At 61.2% G+C, this 22,535-nt stretch carries 24 protein-coding genes and 1 tRNA gene; 10 read left to right on the top strand and 15 right to left on the bottom strand.

Annotated features, from left to right (window positions below):
• Positions 1–69 precede the first annotated feature (69 nt).
• From K3174_RS03560 to K3174_RS03550, 3 genes are all read left to right on the top strand, one after another.
• Positions 70–654 (top strand): lytic transglycosylase domain-containing protein, encoded by a 585-nt coding sequence (locus K3174_RS03560; protein WP_221555577.1) that lies wholly within the window; start codon positions 70–72, stop codon positions 652–654.
• A gap of 64 nt (positions 655–718) precedes the next feature.
• Positions 719–1,270 (top strand): thermonuclease family protein, encoded by a 552-nt coding sequence (locus K3174_RS03555; protein ID WP_221555575.1) that lies wholly within the window; start codon positions 719–721, stop codon positions 1,268–1,270.
• Positions 1,261–1,455, top strand: a complete 195-nt coding sequence (locus K3174_RS03550; RefSeq protein ID WP_221555572.1) for a DUF6961 family protein — start codon at positions 1,261–1,263, stop codon at positions 1,453–1,455. Before K3174_RS03555 ends, K3174_RS03550 begins: the two co-directional genes overlap by 10 nt.
• A gap of 136 nt (positions 1,456–1,591) precedes the next feature.
• On the opposite strand, the gene K3174_RS03545 is transcribed toward K3174_RS03550, so the two are convergent.
• Together K3174_RS03545 and K3174_RS03540 are read right to left on the bottom strand one after the other, a co-directional pair.
• Positions 1,592–2,815, bottom strand: a complete 1,224-nt coding sequence (locus tag K3174_RS03545) for a tyrosine-type recombinase/integrase (protein WP_221555570.1) — start codon at positions 2,813–2,815, stop codon at positions 1,592–1,594.
• A 165-nt stretch (positions 2,816–2,980) separates the two neighbouring features.
• Positions 2,981–3,067: transfer RNA gene (locus tag K3174_RS03540), tRNA-Leu, on the bottom strand.
• Positions 3,068–3,241: 174 nt separating this feature from the next.
• Between K3174_RS03540 and K3174_RS03535 the strand changes: the two genes are divergently transcribed.
• Positions 3,242–4,192, top strand: a complete 951-nt coding sequence (locus K3174_RS03535; protein ID WP_221555568.1) for a complex I NDUFA9 subunit family protein — start codon at positions 3,242–3,244, stop codon at positions 4,190–4,192.
• A gap of 1 nt (position 4,193) precedes the next feature.
• Here the strand turns inward: K3174_RS03535 and K3174_RS03530 are convergent, their stop codons facing one another.
• The 3 genes from K3174_RS03530 to K3174_RS03520 form a co-directional block, all read right to left on the bottom strand.
• Complete coding sequence (locus K3174_RS03530; RefSeq protein WP_221555566.1) at positions 4,194–4,661, bottom strand: NfeD family protein; 468 nt, start codon at positions 4,659–4,661, stop codon at positions 4,194–4,196.
• A 10-nt stretch (positions 4,662–4,671) separates the two neighbouring features.
• Complete coding sequence (locus K3174_RS03525) at positions 4,672–5,676, bottom strand: SPFH domain-containing protein (RefSeq protein ID WP_221555564.1); 1,005 nt, start codon at positions 5,674–5,676, stop codon at positions 4,672–4,674.
• 100 nt (positions 5,677–5,776) lie between these two features.
• Positions 5,777–6,643 (bottom strand): dienelactone hydrolase family protein, encoded by an 867-nt coding sequence (locus K3174_RS03520; RefSeq protein ID WP_221555562.1) that lies wholly within the window; start codon positions 6,641–6,643, stop codon positions 5,777–5,779.
• Positions 6,644–6,766: 123 nt separating this feature from the next.
• On the opposite strand from K3174_RS03520, the gene K3174_RS03515 reads away from it, so the two are divergent.
• The gene (locus K3174_RS03515) at positions 6,767–8,938 is read left to right on the top strand and encodes a PQQ-dependent dehydrogenase, methanol/ethanol family (protein ID WP_221555559.1); all 2,172 of its coding nucleotides are present in this window, start codon (positions 6,767–6,769) and stop codon (positions 8,936–8,938) included.
• A 2-nt stretch (positions 8,939–8,940) separates the two neighbouring features.
• Positions 8,941–9,390, top strand: coding sequence for a protein tyrosine phosphatase family protein (locus tag K3174_RS03510; protein ID WP_221555557.1), 450 nt, complete (start codon positions 8,941–8,943; stop codon positions 9,388–9,390).
• Here K3174_RS03510 and purU read toward each other — a convergent pair.
• From purU to K3174_RS03495, 3 genes are all read right to left on the bottom strand, one after another.
• Positions 9,380–10,234, bottom strand: coding sequence for a formyltetrahydrofolate deformylase (gene purU / locus K3174_RS03505; protein ID WP_221555554.1), 855 nt, complete (start codon positions 10,232–10,234; stop codon positions 9,380–9,382). The genes K3174_RS03510 and purU overlap by 11 nt on opposite strands.
• 73 nt (positions 10,235–10,307) lie before the next feature.
• Positions 10,308–10,631: a hypothetical protein gene (locus tag K3174_RS03500; protein ID WP_221555552.1), complete on the bottom strand. Its 324-nt coding sequence runs from the start codon at positions 10,629–10,631 to the stop codon at positions 10,308–10,310.
• Position 10,632: 1 nt separating this feature from the next.
• Entirely contained in the window at positions 10,633–11,649 is a 1,017-nt protein-coding gene (locus K3174_RS03495) for an NAD(P)H-dependent flavin oxidoreductase (RefSeq protein WP_221555550.1), read from the bottom strand.
• Positions 11,650–11,747: 98 nt separating this feature from the next.
• On the opposite strand from K3174_RS03495, the gene K3174_RS03490 reads away from it, so the two are divergent.
• Complete coding sequence (locus K3174_RS03490) at positions 11,748–13,559, top strand: SLC13 family permease (protein WP_221555548.1); 1,812 nt, start codon at positions 11,748–11,750, stop codon at positions 13,557–13,559.
• Here K3174_RS03490 and purT read toward each other — a convergent pair whose 3' ends face one another.
• Entirely contained in the window at positions 13,560–14,720 is a 1,161-nt protein-coding gene (gene purT, locus K3174_RS03485) for a formate-dependent phosphoribosylglycinamide formyltransferase (protein ID WP_221555546.1), read from the bottom strand.
• A gap of 152 nt (positions 14,721–14,872) precedes the next feature.
• Between purT and K3174_RS03480 the strand changes: the two genes are divergently transcribed.
• Positions 14,873–15,865 carry a sensor domain-containing diguanylate cyclase gene (locus K3174_RS03480; protein WP_221555545.1) on the top strand — a complete coding sequence of 331 codons (993 nt, stop codon included), beginning with the start codon at positions 14,873–14,875 and terminating at the stop codon, positions 15,863–15,865.
• 6 nt (positions 15,866–15,871) lie between these two features.
• On the opposite strand, the gene K3174_RS03475 is transcribed toward K3174_RS03480, so the two are convergent.
• Positions 15,872–17,152, bottom strand: a complete 1,281-nt coding sequence (locus K3174_RS03475) for an aspartate kinase (protein WP_425594418.1) — start codon at positions 17,150–17,152, stop codon at positions 15,872–15,874.
• Between the two features lie 53 nt (positions 17,153–17,205).
• Between K3174_RS03475 and ubiG the strand changes: the two genes are divergently transcribed.
• A complete protein-coding gene (gene ubiG / locus K3174_RS03470) occupies positions 17,206–17,964 on the top strand; it encodes a bifunctional 2-polyprenyl-6-hydroxyphenol methylase/3-demethylubiquinol 3-O-methyltransferase UbiG (protein WP_221555543.1) in 759 nt (252 codons plus the stop codon).
• 248 nt (positions 17,965–18,212) lie between these two features.
• On the opposite strand, the gene K3174_RS03465 is transcribed toward ubiG, so the two are convergent.
• Positions 18,213–19,274 (bottom strand): glycerophosphodiester phosphodiesterase, encoded by a 1,062-nt coding sequence (locus tag K3174_RS03465; protein WP_221555541.1) that lies wholly within the window; start codon positions 19,272–19,274, stop codon positions 18,213–18,215.
• A 21-nt stretch (positions 19,275–19,295) separates the two neighbouring features.
• Here K3174_RS03465 and K3174_RS16965 point away from each other — a divergent pair, with 21 nt between their 5' ends.
• The gene (locus K3174_RS16965; protein WP_282099667.1) at positions 19,296–19,427 is read left to right on the top strand and encodes a hypothetical protein; all 132 of its coding nucleotides are present in this window, start codon (positions 19,296–19,298) and stop codon (positions 19,425–19,427) included.
• On the opposite strand, the gene K3174_RS03460 is transcribed toward K3174_RS16965, so the two are convergent.
• The 4 genes from K3174_RS03460 to K3174_RS03445 form a co-directional block, all read right to left on the bottom strand.
• Positions 19,421–19,771, bottom strand: a complete 351-nt coding sequence (locus K3174_RS03460; protein ID WP_221555539.1) for an arsenate reductase — start codon at positions 19,769–19,771, stop codon at positions 19,421–19,423. The genes K3174_RS16965 and K3174_RS03460 overlap by 7 nt on opposite strands.
• Positions 19,772–20,088: 317 nt before the next feature.
• The gene (locus K3174_RS03455) at positions 20,089–21,030 is read right to left on the bottom strand and encodes a DUF4238 domain-containing protein (RefSeq protein ID WP_221555537.1); all 942 of its coding nucleotides are present in this window, start codon (positions 21,028–21,030) and stop codon (positions 20,089–20,091) included.
• Positions 21,031–21,271: 241 nt separating this feature from the next.
• Complete coding sequence (ruvC, locus tag K3174_RS03450; protein ID WP_221555535.1) at positions 21,272–21,745, bottom strand: crossover junction endodeoxyribonuclease RuvC; 474 nt, start codon at positions 21,743–21,745, stop codon at positions 21,272–21,274.
• A 7-nt stretch (positions 21,746–21,752) separates the two neighbouring features.
• Positions 21,753–22,496: a YebC/PmpR family DNA-binding transcriptional regulator gene (locus K3174_RS03445; protein WP_221555533.1), complete on the bottom strand. Its 744-nt coding sequence runs from the start codon at positions 22,494–22,496 to the stop codon at positions 21,753–21,755.
• Positions 22,497–22,535: the final 39 nt, after the last annotated feature.

Genomic DNA, 22,535 nt, shown 5'->3' with positions numbered 1-22,535 from the left:
CGGCTTTCCTACAGGCACATGTTCTTTTTATGTTCTCCTTCGATTCGAATCAATGGAGCACAAGTCGAGATGACCTGCCTCAATCGTCTGACCGCGCTAGCGGTCGCCTGTCTGGGGATGGCCGCGACATCCTCACAGCAAGTCCGCGCCCAGGATTTCACCTTGTTCGAGCACGCGATCGTTCCGCCGAAGACAGACCAGCATCCGGCAAGGGAATATCTTCCTGCAATCTACCAGGCCGAGCCAGCAAACGTATCCTATCGGGAAAGCCTGTATATGGCGGCGATAGCCGAGGCTGAGCGCCGGTACGGGCTTCCGACCAACCTGCTTCGTGCTCTTATCTGGGCCGAATCCCGCTTCAATCCAATGGCTGTGAGTCCAGCCGGTGCTGCCGGGCTGGCCCAGCTTATGCCGGCCACTGCGCGAGAACTGGGCGTCCGGAACCGTCATGACCCCCTTGCATCGATCGACGGTGGGGCAAGGTACCTTCGCGATATGTTGGATCGGTTCGACGCGGTCCACCTGGCCTTGGCTGCTTACAATGCTGGCCCAGGTGCCGTCTCCCGATCACGCGGCATTCCCAGCAACGGTGAAACGCCGCAATATGTCCGGTCCGTGTTGGGACGTTGGCAAGCAATTGGTACGTACAATTGACGAAACTGCCTGATTTCCGGCTATTGTCTGAAATCATGTGCCGGAATGAAGACGGACAACGCTAGTGAATGAGACCCCCGGTGAGCCGTTCGACTTTCGCAAGGCGTTGAAGGCACAGAAGCGCCGGAAGTTGAGAAGGGAGATCGCGTTGGGTTTGGGAGCATTCGCGGTCGTACTAGCTGGAGGGATGCTGGCACTCAACTGGCCAGTCCATAATGCCAGCCTTGCTAACGACGATCAGCAGCCTCTGGCTTTATTCCAGCAAGCGAGCTCCCCACAATTCGGCATCTGCGGATCCATCCGGCGAACTTGCGTCGTGGATGGAGATACTTTCTGGCTTGATGGCGTGAAGATCCGCATTGCCGACATCGATACTCCCGAGATCAGCGAGCCTCGTTGCGATTATGAATACCAACTCGGCATGCGTGCGACGCACCGCCTTGTCGAATTGCTGAATGGCGGGCCCTTTGAACTGAGGACCATCGGTAGCAGAGACGAGGATCAGTACGGTCGCAAATTGCGGGTTGTAACGCGCGGCGGCCGCTCGCTTGGCGATCAGCTGGTCAGCGAAGGCCTGGCGCGAACCTGGACCGGTAGACGTGAACCATGGTGCTGAACCGCGATCAGGAATTGTGGGCCGTCGCGCTCTGGGTCGAAAAGAACCATGGCGAAGAGGGAACCGCGTATATCGCGCAGCAAATCCAGCGGCTATTCAACGAAGGGGACGAGGCAGGCATAGCAATGTGGAAGACTGTTGCTGAGCGCTTCGATCAACTTAGCTTCCAAAGCTCTACGAACTGAGGCTCTGTACGATGCGGAATTGGCTTCGGATCTGGGGCATCAGAATTGAGTTCGCCGTGCTGGCGTCAGTGTCCCTGATAGGGCTGATCCTGAGCCTTCAATCCTGCATTGGCTGAGAAGAAATTCGATCTCCCGATCAACCCTTCGCAAACTTCCCCATGATGACCTTTCCTCCAGTCCGGAGCTCATCGAGGTAGTCGCTCCACCATTGAGCCATGCGCACGCGCTCGTCCCAATGCTTGCCGCGATGGTAGATGCCACGCACAACATTGCTGTCGCCATGTGCCAGCGCACGCTCGATCGCATCGGGATTCCAAAGGCCCGACTCGTTCAGGAATGTCGATGCTGTCGCACGGAGTCCGTGCGCGGTGACTTCTTCTTTCGAGTATCCCATGCGACGGAATGCGGCATTGAGCGTGTTTTCACTCATGGGACGCTTGGAGCTGCGCGCAGATGGGAAAACATATCCTTCGCGGCCGAGCATCTCGGCCAGATCAGTGAGATAGCCTCTAACCTGCTTGGAAAGCGGGACGGCATGCGCTCGGCGCGCTTTCATTTTACCGGCAGGGATCTTCCAGACCCCATCGACGAGGTCGATCTCATGCCATTCGGCGTGCCGGAGTTCGCCGGGGCGTACGAACACATGCGGCGCGATCTGCAAAGCCAACTTCGTCACCATGTAGCCAGTGAAGTCGTCGATGGCGCGCAGCAGCCCGCCTAGCTCGGTGGGCTCGAGGATTGCTGCATAATGCGTGGCTCTCGGCGTTACGAGAGCACCCTTCAGCATACTGGTCGGATCGGATTTGCAGCGGGTGGTAGCAACACCGTAGCGAAACACGCGGCCTGCGAACGAGCGGCATTTTTTCGCAGTCTCGTGCTTACCAGTGGCTTCCAGACGTTTGAGAGGGGCCAAGACTTCGAATGGCTCGATCTCGTTGATGGGTCGGTTCCCGATGGCAGGCGCAAGTTTGTCGAGGAAATAATTGGCCTTGACGATCGTGCCATCGGCGCGGCCATTCTGGACCATCATCTGTTCAATATACTCACGTGCGACTGCCTCGAACGTCTGTGCAGAAAGGAACTCGGCGCGGATTTTCCGCTTCCGCTTCTCAAAGGCCGGGTCGCCCCCAGAAGCAACAGCTCGTCGTGCCTCGTAGGCCGCGTCTCGCGCTTGCTCGAGGCTGATGTCGGGATAGCTGCCGATGCAGAGCTTCTTTTGCGCGCCGCCGATCCGGTATCGGAATCGCCAAAGTTTGCCGCCGGTCGGCGTGACCTCAACATATAGGCCGCGCTCATCGGTTACCTTGTACGGCTTATCCTTGGGCTTGAGTGCGCGGAGGCGAGTATCTGTCAGCGGCATGTGGGGGCCTTTTCATCTGGGCCTTTGCGAAACGGCCTCAAAAGGCCCACAAAAGTGTCTGGAACCCCCGAGAACAAGCGGGACGATCCGGGACGATCCAAGGGCCAAATCCCTAGGATTTCTGCGGGTTTTATAGATTATTTGGGAGAACGTGAGAAGAACAAATGGTGCCCAGAAGAGGACTCGAACCTCCACGCCCTTGCGAGCGCCGCCACCTGAAGACGGTGCGTCTACCAATTCCGCCATCTGGGCACACTTGTCGCAATGCCGATCATCGAAGTACGGCCGCGGGTAGGCGCGGGCCACTAGCGAAGCAGCGCATCACCTGTCAACGCCTTTCGCAACCGCCGGAACGCTTGCGGGCAGACGGAGGTTGAGGCTAGGGGCACGGCGAGAACTCCACCTGCGAGGATACAGGCGAATATCATGGCGAAGAGCGGCGCGTTGAACGGCAAGCTGGTAGTGCTGATGGGCGGTAGCGGCTTCATTGGAAATTATGTGGCGCAGGCCCTGCTGGAACGCGGCGCACGCGTCCGGATCGCCGGCCGAAATCCGGAAAAGGCGTTCACGCTCAAGCCGCTCGCCAATCTCGGCCAGATGCAGTTCGCGCGCTGCGATGCAACCGATCGTCAGTCGGTCGAACGTTGTATTACCGGTGCTGACGCTGTGGTGAATCTCATCGGTTCGTTCACCGGGGATCTGCGCCGTCTAATGGGCGAAGCACCGGGCTGGATGGCGGAAGCGGCTGCCCGCGAAGGTGCTGGTGCATTCGTACATATCAGCGCGATTGCCCTGAACACCAACGAGGATCCGGAAATCGAATATGCGGCTGCAAAGGTACTCGGCGAAAAACGAGTGCTCGCTGCCTTCCCCACCGCGACGATCCTGCGTCCGAGCATACTGTTCGGCAAGGACGATACATTCATCAACATGTTTGCCGGATTGATTTCGACCCTGCCGGTGCTGCCGGTGTTCGCGCCGGACGCCAAACTGCAACCGGTCTATGTCGACGACGTTGCCGAGGCGGCAGTTCGCGCACTCGAAAATCCGGAAAAGTTCGGCGGCAAGACGTACGAACTGGGCGGGCCTGAACAGCTTTCGATGATGGATATCAATCGGGCCATCGCCGCAGCACAGCTCCGCAAACGGAGTTTCCTTCCGATGCCGGACACGCTTTCCGCGATTTTTGCGGTGCTGCCTGGCACACCGATGAGCAGCGACCAGTGGCAACTTCTGAAGGCTGGCAATGTAACCTCAGGCGATTTGCCCGGCTTCGACAAATTCGGGATCGCGCCGAAGCCGCTGGAACTGTTTCTGAACAAGTGGATGGTGCGCTATCGCAAGCATGGGCGCTTTAACGAGCAAATGAGCGGCTGAGCTAGCCGTCTTCGGCAGTGTCGCCCTCGATCAGCGCAACAGGCTCGACCAGCAATTCCGACCCTCTGCTGCCGATGATGCGCACGCGCATGCCCGCATCGGTGTCGGTTCCCCGTGCGATCCATTCGCTGTCGCCGACTTTGACCCGGCCAGAGCCGCTTTCGATCGCCTGCGTCACCAGCGCTGTCTCGCCGACGAGCCGCCCGACGCGATTGTTAAGCAGCGGATCCGACGATACGATCGGCCGCTCACGCAGCCAGCGCTTGGCGGAGAAGGCAAAGATGAGCGAAAGCGAGACCCAGGCGATTATCTGCAACGCCAGGGGCGGCGCGGAAACGAATGCCAGCACTGCGACCGATAGCGCCGCCATCGCAAGCCAGATCAGGTAAACGCCTGGCACGACCATTTCCAGCGCCGCCAACGCCAGCCCGACGATCAGCCAGATCCAGTAGGTTTCGATCCCGTCCATTCGGAGCGCTCTAGCCGTTACGCGACGGCGGAACGCTGGGACGACGGATCGGCGTGCGTTGCGGCTGGCTGGCTATGGGTGCGCCTGTATCGACGGTGCCTTCAACCTTGTCGAAACCGTCCTTCATCAATTCGCCGATGCCGCCGAGCGATCCGATCAACTGGGTCGCCTCGACCGGGAACAGAATGGTCTTCGCGTTGGGGCTATCGGCGAACTTGGCCACTGCCTTGGTATATTCCTGCGCAACGAAGTAGTTGATCGCATGGTTACCCGACGAGGCGATGGCGTTGGACACCATTTCGGTGGCCCTGGCTTCGGCTTCGGCCGCGCGCTCACGGGCCTCGGCATCGCGGAACTGCGCCTCACGCTTACCTTCCGCTTCCAGAATAGCAGACTGTTTGCGCCCTTCCGCTCGCAAGATCGAGCTGGTCTTGTCGCCTTCAGCCTCGAGGATTTCAGCACGCTTCAGGCGCTCGGCCTTCATCTGCCGCGCCATCGCTTCGGAGATGTCGACCGGTGGGCGAATATCCTTAATCTCGACGCGCGTGATCTTGATCCCCCAGGGCGAGGTCGCATGGTCGACCACGCTGAGCAGGCGGGCATTGATCTCGTCGCGCTTGGACAAGGTTTCGTCGAGATCCATCGAACCCATCACGGTGCGTAGATTGGTGGTCGTCAGCGCGAGGATAGCATTGTGCAGGCCCGACACCTCGTAAGCCGCCTTACCCGCATCGAGCACTTGGAAGAACACCACCGCATCCACGCCAACCATGGCGTTGTCCTTGGTGATGATCTCCTGCCCGGGGATGTCGAGCACCTGCTCCATCATGTTGATCTTGTGCCCTACCCGGTCGATGAACGGGTAGATGATGTGCAGGCCCGGATCGGCAGCAAGGTGATATTTGCCCAGCCGTTCGATGGTATAGACGTATCCCTGCTTCACGATGCGTACCCCCATCACAAGAAACATGATGGCGACCAGGACAATCAATGCCAGTACGAGCGTACCGCCCATATTCGAACCCTCCTTTGCTTACGCCTATGGTAACGCACATGATTGGGGCGGCAAGCGAAAGCGGCACGCCCTTCCCATCACGCTTAGTCACCGTCGCGCATCAAAGCCCTTCTGAGTATGTGGCAAGCAATCGCGTCCAGGCACGTTCTGCCTGTTCGCGATTGTAAGCAGGCGCGTCAGGCACGCACCAGCCGTGATCGGCAGGATAGACTGCGATTTCGGCCTTGGTTCCGGTGGCCGCCGCTGCCTCTTCCAGCGAAGTCTTCGCGTCGGGCTCTTCGGCATCGTCGTCCTGCGAAATGGCAATCAGGTAGCGAGCATCGGCGCGCAACATCGAATGCGGACTCGCCCCGCCTTCGCGCACAAGGCCGCCGCCGTGGAAGCTGGCCCCGGCCTGGATACGATCATCTGCGGAGGGTGCGACGACGGCGAAACTGCCGGTCATGCAGTAACCTTGCGCGCCTATCCCGCGATCCGTATCCACTTGGGCCTGTTCCAACAGCCACTCAGCACAGGCCCGGGCATCGATCTGGATCGTCGCAGGGGTAAACTTGCTCCGCCAGGGTTTGACGGTTTCGAAGCCTCCGCTACCGGCAAAGCTAGCAAAATCTTCAAACTGTTGGCCGGCGACGTCGCGGTAATAGGGGTTGGCAAGCAGAACCGCGTAACCTTCATCCGCCAGCCTTTGCGCCATCTGCCGCTTGGCCGGGCGGATTCCGGCGATATCGGGCCAGAAAATCACGCCGGGATGTTTGCCGCTTGCGGGATGGAAGAATTCCCCGTCCATCGTCCCTGCAGGCGTGGCGAAAGTGACCTGGCGCCCACTTCGCTCCGCCGCCGCCTTGCTTTCGGCTGCGCTTTCAACGGGTGCGCACGCTGCTGCGCCCGCCGCGATCGCGCCGACGCCGAAGTTGCGCCGCGTGATTCCTTGCCGCGCCCATCGGGCCAGCATCTGTTCGTCGCACATTGATCATCTCTCCTTTGCACCGTTGGCCCATACCCTTGCAGGGTGCGGCTATATGGACAAGCTTTCGCTTGCGCGGCAGGATAGGTTTCATAGAGCGACGAAATTGTCGCCGGGGAGAGAGCGATGAGAGGGATCGGTTGGGCGGCTCTGGCCGCGCTTGGGTTTGCGGCCACACTAACGGGCTGCAGCATGGGAGCCGCCGAAGAGACCGAAGGCGGGATCGACAACATCCGCCTGGTCAACGCCGGTGACGACCCTGCAAACTGGATCACCCACGGAGGCACTTACGCCGAGCAGCGCTTCTCACCGCTCGACAAGATAGATCGCGACAGTGTGGGCCAACTGGGCCTCGCCTGGTTTGCCGACATGGACACGGCGCGCGGACAGGAAGCGACGCCGTTGGTGATGGACGGCAAGCTCTACGTCACCAGCGCATGGAGCAAGGTCTTCGCCTTCGATGCGGCCACCGGCCGGCCATTGTGGAGCTACGATCCCGAAGTTCCCGGCGAAACCGGCGTTAAGGCGTGCTGCGACGTCGTGAACCGCGGACTGGCAGCATGGGGCGACAGACTGTTCCTCGGGACGCTCGACGGGCGACTCGTGGCACTCGATCGCGATACCGGTGCGGTGGCGTGGGAGAAGGTCACCGTCGATCAGGACAAGAGCTATACCATCACCGGTGCTCCTCGGGTGATCGACGGCAAAGTGCTGATCGGGAATGGCGGCGCAGAATTCGGTGTGCGCGGCTATATTGCTGCGTACGATGCAAATGACGGCGAGGAACTGTGGCGCTTCTACACCGTGCCTGGAAACGACGGAGAAGATACCCCGGAGTACCTCAAGGTTGCGGCCCGCACCTGGAGCGGCAACGCACTGACGGGAGACGACGGCATCGAAGGCGGCGGCACGGTGTGGGATTCGATGGCCTACGATCCGGAGCTCGATCTGCTTTATATCGGCGTCGGCAATGGCAGCCCTTGGAACCGGGCTTATCGTAGCCCTGGCCCCGATGGGACGGGAGAAGGCGACAACCTCTATTTGTCGAGTATCGTCGCGATCCGGCCCGATACGGGCGAGTATGTTTGGCACTACCAGACCACACCGGGCGAAACCTGGGACTACACAGCCACGCAGCATATAATTCTCGCCGACATGGAGATCGACGGACGCCAACGGCAGGTGCTGATGCAGGCACCCAAGAACGGCTATTTCTACTTGCTCGATCGGGCGACGGGAAAGTTCATCTCCGCCGAACCCTATATTCCGCTCAACTGGTCGACCGGAATGAGCGCCGATGGGCGACCGCGGATGAACCCTGAAACGCGGATCGACATAACGGGTAAGCCGGCGTTGGTGATGCCAGGTCCCCTCGGTGGACACAATTGGCACCCGATGGCCTACCACCCGGGCGAAAACCTCGTCTACATCCCCGCCTTCGAAGCTGCGATGCTGTACGCCCCGGAAGCCGGCTGGAAGCCGGACCGTGCCCGCGGTTTCAACGTCGGCTTCGATCTTGGCGCGGGGGACCTTCCGCCCGATCTCGGCATTCGCCGCGAGGTACAGGGTACGATCAATGGAAGGCTCGTCGCCTGGGACCCGATAGCGCAGGAACCACGCTGGACCGTCGAACATCCTGGCCCTTGGAATGGTGGCCTGCTGGCTACCGGCGGCGGGCTTGTGTTCCAGGGCAATTCGGGCAGCGAGTTTGGCGCTTACAATTCCGCGACTGGCAACAGATTATGGAGTTTCGCGGCGCAGACCGGCGTCGTGGCCCCGCCGATCACCTACGCCGTCGATGGCGAGCAGTACATCGCCGTCCTTGCCGGATGGGGCGGCGCGTTCGCGCTATCGGTCGATGGTGAACTGATCGACAACATGCGCCCGGTGCGCAATATCAGCCGCCTGCTTGTTTTCAAACTTGGCGGCGAAGCGCAATTGCCCGACGAGCCCGATTTCGCGCTTGTGCCGCTCGACCCGCCACCATCGCATGCGAGCGCCGCGACGGTCGAGCTGGGCCGCACCAAGTATGCCCGCTATTGCGCCGTTTGCCATGCCCCGGCAGCAGTTGGTTCGACGGAGTTGCCCGACCTGCGCCGTTCCGGCACGCTCGACAACCGGGATGCCTGGATGCAGGTCGTTCACGGCGGAGCGCTGCAAGGAAATGGCATGGCCGGCTTCGCCAAATCGCTATCGCAGGATGAGGTCGAGGCGATCCGCCAATATGTGATCAAGCGGGCCAACGAGGATAAGGCGATGGAAGCCGAGCGAGCCAAAACGCGCATCGCCCGGCGCTGAGCATGGGCGACCCGTCCGATATCCGGAATTGGCAGAGACGTGCGGACGGGATCACCACGTCGGGTAGGCTCGAAAAGGGCGATCCGCCGCGACTTGCAGCCATTGGCATACGTCATGTCGTAAACCTCGCGCTCGACGATCACCCCGAAGCGCTGCCCGGAGAAGCGGCTGCACTGGCCGCACATGGCATCGGCTACACGCATATCCCGGTTCCGTTCGATGCGCCGACACGTGGGCATGTTGCGGAACTGGCCCGTGTGCTGGCGGAAGCCGATGGTCCGGTCCACGTACATTGCATCATGAACTGGCGAGTGACGGCGTTTTTCTACCTGCTGGATATCGAAGCCGGCATGGCCGAGCGCGAGGCGCGGGCACGAATGACTGCCATCTGGGACCCGCTATCCAGCGAGGATCCGCGTGCTGCACCCTGGAAAGCGCTGCTTAACCCTTGAATACCACCGTCCGCTGGCCATTGAGGAGCACGCGCTCCTCGAGGTGGAGGCGGACTGCTTCGGCAAGCACGCGGCTTTCTATGTCGCGACCTTTGCGGACCAGTTCGTCCGGCGTGTCGGCATGGCCGATGCTCTCGACGTCCTGGTGAATGATCGGTCCTTCGTCGAGATCGGTGGTGACGTAGTGCGCGCTGGCGCCGATCATCTTGACCCCGCGCTCATATGCTTGATGATAAGGCTTTGCGCCCTTGAAGCCGGGCAGGAAGCTGTGGTGGATGTTGATGCAGCGCCCGGCGAAATGCGCCGCCTGCTCGTCCGACAGGATCTGCATATAGCGAGCAAGCACCACCAGTTCCGCCCCGCATTCGTCGGCGATGCTGCGCACCCGCGCTTCCTGTTCGCGTTTGGTCTCACCAGTGATGGGGAGATGGTGGAACGGGATGTCGCCCAGATGGGTATGCCCGATCGCCTCGCGCGGGTGGTTGGAAACGATCGCAATCGGTTCCATCGGCATTTCGCCGATACGCCAGCGGTAAAGAAGGTCGGCAAGGCAGTGGTCGAACCTGCTGACCATGATCAGGACGCGCCGCGGACGATCGCGCAATGCCAGCTTCCAATCCATCTCGAGCTCGCCCGCGAGCGTGGCGAATTCAGCACGGATCGTCTCGCGCGGAGTATCGCCCGGATCGAGTTCGACACGCATGAAAAAGGCATCGCTCGACCGGTCGTTGAACTGCTGCGCTTCGAGTATATTGCCGCCGCGTTCGAACAGAAAAGATGTGACACGCGCTGTGATGCCCGGTCGGTCGGCACAGGACAGGGTCAGGACGAGTGGAGCAGACATGCCGCTTCCATGTGCCGCCAACCCGCGCCGGCGCAAGTGCAAACAAGCTTCGGCTCCGACAACGCGGCCTTGATCAGTCGAGCTCGAATACGACTTTGCGCATGCCCGTTTCGACGAGCGCGGTTTCGACGATTGCTCTCTCTTCGTCGTCGAGCGGCGATTCGCAACTGACCACACGCGCGATCGGATCGCGCAGGGAAAATCCACCCGTGGCGATCACTTGCCGGATTGCACGCACGATCGTGTCCTCGAGATAGCGCGGGTTCGCCACTATCGAAATATCGGAAGAAAACGCGTACTCGGCTCGCTGATCCACGAAAGTGTCGGTCGGTCGATGGGTCACCTGCACCCGATCACGGTAGATCGCGATATCGAGGTCGAGGCGATGAATGGTCATGTCAGCGGCGCGCGAGCGCTTCCTCGCTTTGCGCCATCAGCTTTTCGATGATGGTTGCAACGGGCTCTTCTTCCTTCAGCATGCCGACCGACTGGCCCGCCATCAGGCTGCCATTCTCTACATCTCCGTCGATCACCGCACGGCGCAGCGCACCGGCCCAGTAATGCTCGATCTGCAATTGCGCCTCGTCCATCGCGATTTCCTCGCGATCCAGAACGCCGGCAACCTCGATCTGTTTCCTCGTGAACTCTTCCGTGCCCTTATTCTTGAGCGCCCGCACGGGAATTACCGGCAACCGCGGATCGACCTGCACACTGGTAATCGCATCGCGGGCGCTGGCCCGAAAGAAAGCCTTCTTGAAATCGGGATGGGCGATGCTTTCGGCCGCACACGCAAAGCGCGTGCCGAGTTGAACGCCTGCAGCGCCCATTTCGAGATATCCGGCAATCGCCTGCCCGCGTCCGATGCCGCCAGCGACGAAGATTACGTTGTCTTCAGACAGTTCGGGAAGGATCTCCTGCGCCAGGACGCTGGTCGAAACTGGCCCGATGTGGCCACCCGCTTCCATCCCTTCGATCACCAGCGCATCCGCGCCCGAACGCAGCAGCTTCTTGGCGAGCGCCAGTGTGGGCGCGAAGCAAACCACCTTCGCAGGATTCTTGCCACCCTTGATCGTTTCAACGCTGCCCTTGGGTGGGATACCACCTGCCAGAACGACATGGCCGACAGCATGCTTCTCGCAGACGGCGATCAGGTCAAAAAGCTGCGGATGCATGGTGATGAGGTTCACGCCGAACGGCTTGTCGGTCAGCTTCTTCGTTTCGGCAATCTCGGTGTCGAGCAGTTCGGGCGTCATGGCCCCGCAGGCGATTACTCCGAAGCCACCCGCATCGGATATTGCAGAAACGAGATTACGCTCCGACACCCAACTCATCGCACCGCACAGAATAGCGGTCTCGCTGCCGAGGAACTCACAGCCGCGCCGCATCAGGCGCGAAGTTTTGGGATAAGTCGTCATGATGAAATCGCTTAAGCGCGCCCCGCGATCCTCGCAAGCTTCTGCCGCCATTCGATTTCGCTATGCTTCTTGAGCATTTGCTGTAGCCGGAACCTGGTATGCCGTCGCTTCTGCCCGATTCGGTTGCCGTATATCATCCCGTTATCGGGTTGTTGCTCCTCACTATTCTGTTCGCAAGCTTCATCGTCGAGCGCCTTCCACCGGTCGTCGTCGCCACGCTCGGTGCGCTCGTCATGCTGCTTCTGGGCTTCATATCCACAGACGAGTTGCTGGGCGTTTTTTCGAATCCCGCGCCGATTACGATTGCAGCGATGTTCGTTCTGTCCGGCGCCCTATTGCGGACCGGCACGCTTGAAGAGGTGTCGGGCTGGATCATCCGCCGCACCCGGCGCAAACCCCGGCTGGCACTGGGGGAGATCGGCTTGGGAACGATTGCCGCTTCCGCCTTCATGAACAACACGCCGGTCGTGCTGGTGATGATCCCCGTGGTAAAGCGCCTTGCCCGATCGCTTGGCGCGGCCGCGACACGGCTGCTTATTCCGCTGTCCTACCTGTCGATTCTCGGCGGAACGCTGACCCTCATCGGCACGTCTACCAACCTGCTGGTCGATGGCGTCGCGCGCGAACAGGGGCTCGAACCCTTCGGAATGTTCGAGATTACCGGAGTGGGGCTCGTCGCGGCATTGGCTGGCGTGACGTACTTGGTGCTAGTTGGCCCGAGACTGCTGCCGGACAGGCCGCAACGCGCCCTCGACGACGATACCGAAAGCGATTTCTATCTGTCGCACTTGGTTCTGTCGGAGAGCAGTCCGTTGATTGGCCAACCGCTCAAAGCGATCGGTCTGGCACGGCGACCCGGCGTAAAGATCATCGGGATCAAGAACGGAGCAGACGTGGTCCGCAAGGACATCGCCGAACATATTCTCGGGGCCGGCGACCAGCTGGTCGTGGGCGCGAGTCCGGCTGAACTTGCCTCGCTGGCCGAAGCATTCGATTTCCAGACGGGTCTCGTCGGCGTGGGCGGCGGCGTGGCGACTGCCGGCAGCGATCGCCCGCGCGACCTCGCTCTGATCGAGGCGGTCGTTTCCAGCTCACACCCGATTATCGGACGGAGACTGGCCGAGATTCCTATGCTCGCCAAACTCAGGGTGCGGGTGCTCGGCCTGTCGCGCCCTCGTCATATTGCGGGTCCGGAACTGGCCGAAGTGCGCGTGCGGGCCGGTGATCGCCTGCTGATAGCGGCAGGCGCCGACGCGGCACAGGCGCTTCAGAACAACGTCATGCTCGGCACCGTCACCGAAGCCCCGACCCGGGCATTTCGCCGCACGCGCGCTCCCATCGCCATCGGCACACTGGCCGCAGTCGTCATTTTGGCGGCTATCTTTTCGTGGCCTATTCAGGCGCTGGCGCTGATCGGCGCCGGTCTGGTCCTTGCTACCCGCTGCCTGGAGCCGGAAGAGGCATGGGCCGCGATCGACGGCAATACGCTGGTGCTGATTTTCGGCATGCTGGCCTTCGGGGTCGGGCTGGACAATGCCGGAACGGTCGAGCTGATCGTCGCGACGCTGGAGCCATTGTTTGCCGATGCGTCGCCATTATTGCTGCTGATTGCCATTTACGCTCTGACCAGTCTGCTGACCGAGAGCGTGACCAACAATGCCGTGGCAGTCATCCTGACGCCTATCGCCATCGGCCTGGCCGGTGCAACCGGGGCAGATGCGCGCGAACTGGTGGTCGCGGTGATGCTGGGCGCCAGCGCCAGCTTTGCCACGCCCATCGGTTACCAGACCAACACGCTTGTCTATGGCGCAGCGAATTACCGCTTCATGGACTTCATCAAGATCGGTCTGCCGATGAATCTGGTGGTCGGCGTCGCCACCTGCTTCGCCATCGATCGCTTCTTCGGCTGATCAGTCGCCGTAGAGGATGCGCACCTTGTGCGCTGCATCGCGCGCCTTGCGGCGGGCCTCGTCGGTATTGCCGGCCGTCGCCAATGCCACTCCCATGCGGCGGTAAGGGCGACTATCGGGCTTGGCGAAGATCCGGATATCGGCGCCGTCCGCCATGGCTTCGGCCAGCCCCTCATAGGACAGCTTGCAGGAATCGCGCTCGGCAAGAATGACGGCACTGGCGGAAGGACGCGCACGCAATTCGTCAGGAACCGGCAGGCCCATCACAGCACGGGCGTGCAGGTCGAACTCGGTGAGGTTCTGGCTCACCAGCGTAACCATGCCCGTATCGTGCGGCCGCGGGCTGAGCTCGGAGAAGATCACCTCATCGCCGCGCACGAAGAATTCAACGCCGAACAACCCGTAACCGCCCAGATCGTCGACGACCTTCCGCGCCATTTCCTGTGCCTTGGCGATGGCGGCATCGGACATGGGCGTGGGCTGCCAGCTTTCCTGATAGTCGCCACGCTCCTGCCGGTGGCCAATCGGCGGACAGAAGGTGATACCGCCCTTGTGACGCACGGTAAGCAGCGTGATCTCATAGTCGAAATCCACGAATTGCTCGACGATCACGCGCTGCCGGTCGCCGCGCATATTGGCGCAGGCATAGTCCCAGGCCGCTTCCAGGCCACTCGTCTCGAGCACAGTCGTCTGACCTTTGCCACTGGACGACATGACGGGCTTGATCACGCACGGAAACCCGGTGTGCTGCGCCGCAGCGCACACTTCCTCGAGGTTTTTGGCATAACGATAGCGCGACGTGACGAGACCCAACTCGTTTGCCGCCAAATCCCGGATCGCATCGCGGTTCATCGTCATCTGGGTGGCGCGAGCCGCGGGGACTACACGGAAGTCTTCCGCTTCCAATTCGGCCAGAACCTCGGTCCTGATCGCTTCGATCTCCGGCACGATATAGTCGGGGCGGTGCTTTTCGACCACTGCACGCAACGCTTCGCCGTCCAACATGGAGAAGACTTCGCGCGTATCGGCCAGTTGCATCGCCGGAGCGGCATCATAGGCGTCGCAGGCGATCACATAAGCACCAAGCCGTTTGGCGGAGATGACGAACTCACGCCCGAGCTCACCTGAGCCAAGCAGGAGTATCGTCACGGTATAGGCCATCTCTTGGCTCTCCCATCGCATGTTGCAGGGATGCATTCCCGGTTTCGGTTCGTTTGCAGACGGAAGAGAGAGCTGCAACTATGATTTTGATGGGCGGCACTCCAATGCAACGTTAACCACCGGATGATAGGGATTGAGCCAAAGGGAACCCGATGACCGAGATTCTTTTGCGCGACGAAGCCAGCCGTCTGGCTGCGCTTGCCGAATACGAAATTATGGATACGGCATCGGAGAAGCCGTTCGAACGCATAGTTCAGCTGGTCCGCACTTTGCTCGGCGTGCCGATGGCCACGGTTACTTTTATCGACAAGGACCGCCAGTGGTTCAAGGCCCGACGCGGGGTCGAGCATTCCGAAACCGAGCGCAAGGTTGCGGTTTGCGACCATACGATCCGTTCGATCCAGCCGCTGGTCGTGCCCGATTTGCGCGCCGATCCGCGCTTCCGCGAGCTGCCCGCAGTAACCGACAGCCCTCCGATTCAAAGCTATCTCGGCATCCCGCTGGTAACCGAGGAAGGCTTTGCGCTCGGCGCGCTGTGCGCGATGGATCATCAGCCACGCGAGTTCGACCCCGAACAGATCGCGCTGCTACGCGAGTTCGCCGGACTGGTAATCGACTGGCTGGAAATGCGCCGCATCGCCCAGACCGACTTCCTCACGGGTGCCATGGCCCGCCGCTCGTTCCTCAAGGAACTCAACAAAGAAATCGCCCGCCACGTGCGCCATCGACGGCCCGTCGCGCTGGCGGTATTCGACGTCGATCATTTCAAGTCGGTCAATGACGCCTATGGGCATGGCGTCGGCGACGAGGTGCTCAAGGCGGTCGTCTCGACTTGCGAGAAGTCTCTGCGCAGCGGCGATATCGTCGCGCGGTTGGGCGGCGAGGAGTTCGCGTTGTTGTTGCCCGAATCCGATGCTTCGGAAGCCTTCGCCGCCGCGGAGCGGTTCCGGACCGAGATCGAAGCCATCCGGCTGCCCGGCCTACCCGATTTTCGAATCACCGCGAGCTTCGGCGTTGCGACGTTCATCGACGACTACGGCTATCCCGATCAATGGATCGCCGCCGCCGATGGGGAACTGTACCGCGCCAAACATAGCGGGCGCAATCGCACCTGCATGATCGGTCAGGCCGAGGACGGCGGCTGAACAGCCCTAGGCCGCCTCATCCGCGGCATCCAGCCCATAGGCAGTGTGCAGCACCCGCACGGCGAGTTCGGTCTCGTCCTCGTCGATCATCACGCTCACCTTGATCTCGCTGGTGGTGATCGCCTGGATATTGATCCCGCGGTCGGCCAAGGCCTGGAACATGGTCGCGGCGACGCCAGCGTGGCTCTTCATACCGACGCCGACCACGGAAATCTTGGCGATCTTGCTATCCGTGATCAGCCGGTTGAAGCCGATCTCCTCGCGCTTGTCCTCAAGCAATGCCTGCGCCCGGGCAAGGTCGGCCTGCGGGACCGTGAAAGTCACGTCGGTCTCACCCTTGTCGCGGCCGACATTCTGAATGATCATGTCGACATTGATGCTCGCCTTGGCGAGTGGATCGAAGATGTGTGCCACCGCACCGGGCTTGTCGGGCACGCGGGTGAGGATCACCTTGGCCTCGTTCTTGTCGTGCGCGATGCCGGTCACGTGCTGGCGTTCCATATCGCCCTTCTCCACCAGTTCGTTCATTTCTTCCTCCGACACGATCATCGTGCCGGGGTGTTCGTCCGCGGGGATCGCATCCTCGCCGACGAAGCTGGAGAGGACCTGCACCCGCACGCCCTCTTTCATGGCAAGGCCCACTGAACGTGTCTGAAGCACCTTGGCCCCGACGCTCGCGAGCTCGAGCATTTCCTCGTAGGTCACCGCCTTCTGCTTGCGCGCCTTGGCGACGATGCGCGGGTCGGTGGTGTAGACGCCGTCGACATCGGTGTAGATGTCGCAGCGGTCGGCGTCGATTGCTGCGGCCACGGCGACGGCGGAGGTATCCGATCCGCCCCGGCCCAGCGTCGTTACCCGGCCATCTTCCGACAGACCCTGGAAACCCGGGATCACCGCGATCTCGCCCGCCTCCATGCTGGCGACCAGTGCCTCCGCATCGATGCCGTCGATCCGCGCCTTGGCATGCGCCTCGATCGTGTGAACCGGCAGCTGCCAGCCGAGCCAGCTCCGCGCCTTGCAACCGAGCGCTTGCAGGGTCAGCGCGAGCAGCCCGCTGGTCACCTGTTCGCCGCTGGCGACCACTACGTCGTATTCGGCCGGATCGTAGAGCGCGTTGGCCTCGCGGCAGAAATTGACCAGCCGGTCGGTCTCGCCCGCCATGGCCGAAACGACCACCGCGACCTCGTGACCGCGCGCCTGTTGCTTGCGCACGATATTGGCCACGCGCCGAATGCGTTCGGTCCCTGCCATCGAGGTGCCGCCGAATTTCATCACGATACGGGCCAAGCGAGAAGGTCTCCGTGCTGGAATAGCTGGGTTACGGCTGCTAGCCAGAGCGCATGAGCGATGCAACAACCGTAACGCCAAGCAATACTTCGGGCGGCCAAACGATCCGCCCCGACGAGGCGGCCCATTTCGGCAAGCTGGCGAAAGACTGGTGGGACCCGAAGGGCTCGTCCGCCATGCTGCACCGCCTCAATCCCGTCCGGCTCGGCTTCCTGCGCGAGGCGATCGACCTGCATTGGGGCGGCGAGATCGAGGCCCGTCGCCCGCTAGCCGGCAAGAGCGCGCTCGATGTCGGCTGCGGCGCGGGGCTGCTGTGCGAGCCGCTGGCCCGGCTCGGTGCCGACGTCACCGGCGTCGATGCCGCGCCGGAGAATACCGCCGCCGCCGCTCTCCATGCCGAGGGCGCCGGGCTCCACATCCGCTATATGGCCGGAGAAATCGGCGATCTCGACATCGGCAGATTCGATCTCGTCACCGCGATGGAAGTCATCGAACATGTCGCCGACAAGCGCGCTTTCGTCGCCGCATTGGCCGCGCGGCTGGCGCCGGACGGGCTGATGGTGCTGTCCACCCCCAACCGCACCCCGCAATCGCGCGTGCTGATGATCGGCGCGGCGGAAGGTTTCGGCCTGATCCCCAAGGGCACGCATCACTGGGACGACTTCATCACGCCCGAGGAACTGGGCGAGCTGCTGGCCGAAGCGGGACTGACGATGGGCGAGCCAAGGGGCATCGCTTTCCGTCCCGACAAGGGCCTGCACCTGTCGGCGGACCTGTCGCTCAACTACGTCGTCACCGCGCGTCCGGTTTGACGCCGACCGGGGTGCATTTAAAAATCTTTGGTGGGCAGATTGTTTAAACTTTTCCGATGTTTGAATGGATTTTCAGGACCCCGCCTGTCACCTTCGATTTCAGCCGCAAGTTCACACATAAATCGCCTTTCGTTTCCCTCGGAAACTCGCCCGCAAAACCGGCATTGGACGGTTGCATCTCGATAGTTGAAAGAGCGCTTTGCAACGATAACGCGGCACCCGCGCTGTAGGAAAGGGCAATCCGCCGGTCAGTCCCCTTCGCCCAGCGCCTGCACGACCAGCGCCGGATCGTCGGTGAATACGCCATCGGCACCCGAAGCCACGACCATGCGAGCCAAAGTTGCCAGATCGCCTGCCGCGCTCTCGCTCTCGCCGCGCCTCAGCGGCGGCGGCAGAAAGGCGTTCTCCTTGCGCAGGGTCCAGGGATGAACGGCCAGCCCGGCCGCATGCGCATCCGCGACAAGACCGGTCGGCGTCCCGTCTTCGCCCAGAACATGGCCGAGATAAGGCCCGATCCCATCCGCATAGGCTGCCACTTCGGCCAGGCCCGAAGGCGTCATGATATCGGCCCAGCTCATCGAGGGTTCGTCATAAGGGCCGCCCTCCGAAGAGATCAGCAGCACCAGCGGCACCTCGACCAGCGCATTGATCCGCTTGAGCGGACCGACCTCGAAGATCTGCACGAAGACGGGATCGTCGGCATCGTCCAGATACGCCTTGCGCAACGCCGTCGCCAGCAGGTCTACGGTATCGATGCCCGCTTCCTGCAGCAGCCAGGTCGGATGCTTCAGTTCGGGATAGATGCCGATCCGCCGCCCGGTCTCGGCCTCCTTGGCCTGCACCAGCGCCACGATCTCCTCGAATGTCGCAAGCTGGTAGAGCCCGTCGAAACGGGTGTTGGCGGGGCGCAGGCCGGGCAGGCGCTCCTTGACCCGCAAGGTACGCAGTTCGGCCAGCGTGAAATCCTCCGCAAACCAGCCGGTGACCAGCCGCCCCTCGATGGTCTTTGACCGCTTGCGGTCGGCGAATTCCTCGCGTTCGCCGACATCGGTGGTTTCGCCGATTTCGGTTTCGTGCCGGGCGACGAGATGCATGTCCTTGGTCGCCACCAGATCGGGTTCGATATAGTCGGCGCCCTGGTCGATCGCGCGTTCATAGGCGGCCAGCGTATGTTCCGGCCGGTCGCCGCTGGCTCCGCGGTGCGCGATGACGAGGAAATCGGCAGCTTGTACCGGGAGCGCCGCGGAAACCGCAGCAAGGACCGCCATAAGCCGAATTTTAAGCTTATTGGCGAGAATCACGCGCATCATGTTCAAGAAGCTCCTCTTGTATTGGGCCTGATCTACGGGTCTGGCAGCGATCTGGCGTCGGTCAAGCGGTCGATCCTCGGTGTCGCAAACGAAAATGCGCGCAATCTGACCGGGGGCGGGAATGACGGCTGGGGGCCGGGCAGCGGCTACTGAAGCGCCGCCGCCCACTCGCCCTCGTCGAAACCGACCAGCAGGCCGCCCGGATATTCGACCACGGGGCGTTTGATCATGCTGGGATTGGCTTCGAGCAGGCGGACTGCCCTGGCGGCATCGACATCGGCCTTGTCCGCATCGGACAGCTTGCGCCAGGTGGTGCCGCGCCGGTTGAGCACGGTGTCGACGCCCGCGGCCGCGATCCATGCAGCCAGCTTTGCCGGATCGGCACCTTCCTTCTTGTAGTCGTGGAAAGTGTAGCCGATGCCCTGCGCATCGAGCCACTTGCGCGCCTTCTTGACGGTGTCGCAATTGGGAATGCCGTATAGGATAATGTCCGCCATCTGTCAGACCTCGAAAGTGAGTGTTGTGCGGGCCCTTCACAGATTGCTCTGCAAAGTGTTGCGGGTGTAGACGAAACCAAAGTCTACTGACCACAAAACGAACGTTCAGCAAGCGACCCGATCTCGGTCGTAGCGGCTTATTTTAGCGATGGCCAAGAGCAGTCCTTCAGAACGAACTCGGTGGGCGTCGGCGACGCTCGTCAGACTTGGCTGTTCCGCTCAACTCGCGCTTATCCCACGACGGGGCACTTGCTAAGACAAGATGAAATGGTGGCTATCAGCGCTCAATGCGATCGACGTTCAACGACAGTTGCCCCTCACTGCAATCGTGCATCCATAAGGTTATGAAACCAGTCAGGTGTAGCTTCGTCCTGTACGCCGGGAACTTGATAGCAAAGCCGGTCCGCAAAGTTTCGGTCATCGGCGAACCTTAGATGTTCGTCCCTTTCGAACTCGGGCAGGATCGATGGGCGCTCCGACCGATAGAAGACCGCCTCTTTCGCATAGATCTGGAGAATGCCGTTAAGCTCCTCTGCTTCTTGCCGGTTGACCACCAAGGTGCAGAGCTTTGGATCGACCATATATGATCCGGGCTTCTGAATCAGGATCGCTAGGCTCGGGGTTAGTGGGACAATGGCTCGTGGTCGGAGCAAACGCTGTGCCGGTGGCGTGATATTGGTGAAAAATCCGTCACCAAAAATTAGCTCACGTTCGGGAGAGAAAATAGCAACGGCCTTCCCCGACGCACCGAATGCTCTGGTCAAATTTTCAAGGCCATTCCGCATATTGCCCATCATGACACGCCTAACACTTCGCTCGTGTCCGGGCATACCGTGGTGAATTGAATAGGCTCCGGCAATCTGGCGAAACTGAGGGCTTCGAACAATCAGAGAGAAGACACAAACCAGCAACTCTTCAAAATCCGATTGTAAGACTGGGGCCGCGACAAACCGTTTGGTGACCGAAGTCTCAAAAGGAGGGCCGCACCGATCAAGCTCATTCAGCCACTTCAAGACCCGGTGGAAGCTCGCGTCTGCTTGACTAAAGTCTTTCTCAAAAGAGTCGTCCCAGACTGTTTCTTCGCCTGGCACGTTGCTCATGCGGATGGTGTGCCCGTCCTTAATCGCTCCGAATCTCTTAGGAGATGACTTGATTGATGTCCCGTCAGGGCGAACCCAAGTTACGCCCCCTTCCTGATCGGCCCAATGGCTTGATAGCGTCTCGGGCCACCAATGATGTTTCGCAGATTTGATGCTCATTAGATTTGACATAGCCCAGCCCATGCCAATGGGACCAATGGTCTAGGTGGATGCGCCGGGATCAACAGGCAAGTCTAGGTCTGTCTCTCGACAACATCATGGGAGAGCCGGCAGTTCGCTTCCACCCATAATCGGCCATCAGCACCATCGTCGCGATTACCTAAAAGCGGTCTTTAAGCCTCCAATCGCTCCTACAGCCCTTGAACTTGCTCGCAGCTGGAAATGCCGGAAACGTCGACCGTCATAATGTCCTCGTGAGATGCGCATCGGCTATCGCCACTGCCAGTGCGTCGGCGGCGTCGGCTCCCGAAACGGGCGCGCCCGGCAGCAGCATCTTGAGCATTGCCTCGATCTGCCGCTTGTCCGCGCTACCCGTGCCGACCACGGCCTTCTTAACCAGTCGCGCGGCATGTTCGTTCACTGTCAGCCCCGCAATACCGCATGCCGCCAGCACCGCGCCGCGCGCCTGCGCCAGCTTCAGCGTCGATTGCGGGTTCTTGTTGAGGAAAATCTCCTCCGCCGCGGCGCGATCGGGCTGGTGGACGACGATCACTTCGGACAGCGCCGCCTGCAGTACCGCCAGCCGCACGGCCATCGGCGCCTTCGCATCGGTGGGCACCTGCCCGTTGGCGACATGCGCAATGCGTGGCCCTTCGGCCCGGATCAGGCCCCAGCCGGTACAGCTGAGCGAGGGATCGAGGCCGAGTATGAGCATGGCCGGATCAATCCAGCTTTTCCATCACTTCGTCGGAAATGTCGTAATTGCCCCATACCGTCTGCACGTCGTCATCGTCGTCGAGCACATCGATGAGCTTGAGCAGGGTGGCGGCGTTCTTCTCGTCCATGTCGACGGTGAGGTTGGGTTTCCATGCGAGCTTGACGGTTTCCGCTTCGCCCAGCGCCTTTTCCAGATCGGTCGCGACCTGATGCAGGTCTTCGGCGGCGGTCCAGATTTCATGGCCGTCCGCGCTGCTGGCGATATCGTCCGCACCGGCTTCCATCGCGGCTTCAAGCACCTTGTCCTCGCTCCCCGCCTCGGCAGGATAGACGATCAGGCCGAGCCGTTCGAAGCCGTGGGCGACGCTGCCCTCGGTACCCAGATTGCCGCCATTCTTGGAAAAGGCAGTGCGGATGTTGGTGGCGGTGCGGTTGCGGTTGTCGGTCAACGCCTCGACGATGATCGCGCTGCCGCCCGGGCCGTAGCCTTCGTAGCGAACCTCTTCGTAATTCTCGCCATCCTGCGCGCTCGCCTTGTCGATCGCGCGCTGGATATTGTCCTTGGGCATGGACTGCGCCTTGGCCGCATTGACGGCGAGGCGCAGGCGCGGGTTCATATCCGGATCGGGCATGCCCATTTTCGCAGCGACGGTGATTTCGCGGGACAGCTTGGAAAACATCGCGCTGCGCTTCTTGTCCTGCGCGCCTTTGCGATGCATGATATTCTTGAACTTGGAATGGCCGGCCATGATTTCGCTTTGTAGCTTGGATGGTTGGAACGTTTCTCG

Origin of the sequence: Qipengyuania qiaonensis (genome assembly GCF_019711515.1) — a bacterium.
Lineage (GTDB): Bacteria > Pseudomonadota > Alphaproteobacteria > Sphingomonadales > Sphingomonadaceae > Qipengyuania > Qipengyuania qiaonensis.
This window is presented reverse-complemented; position numbering and strand designations above follow the sequence as displayed.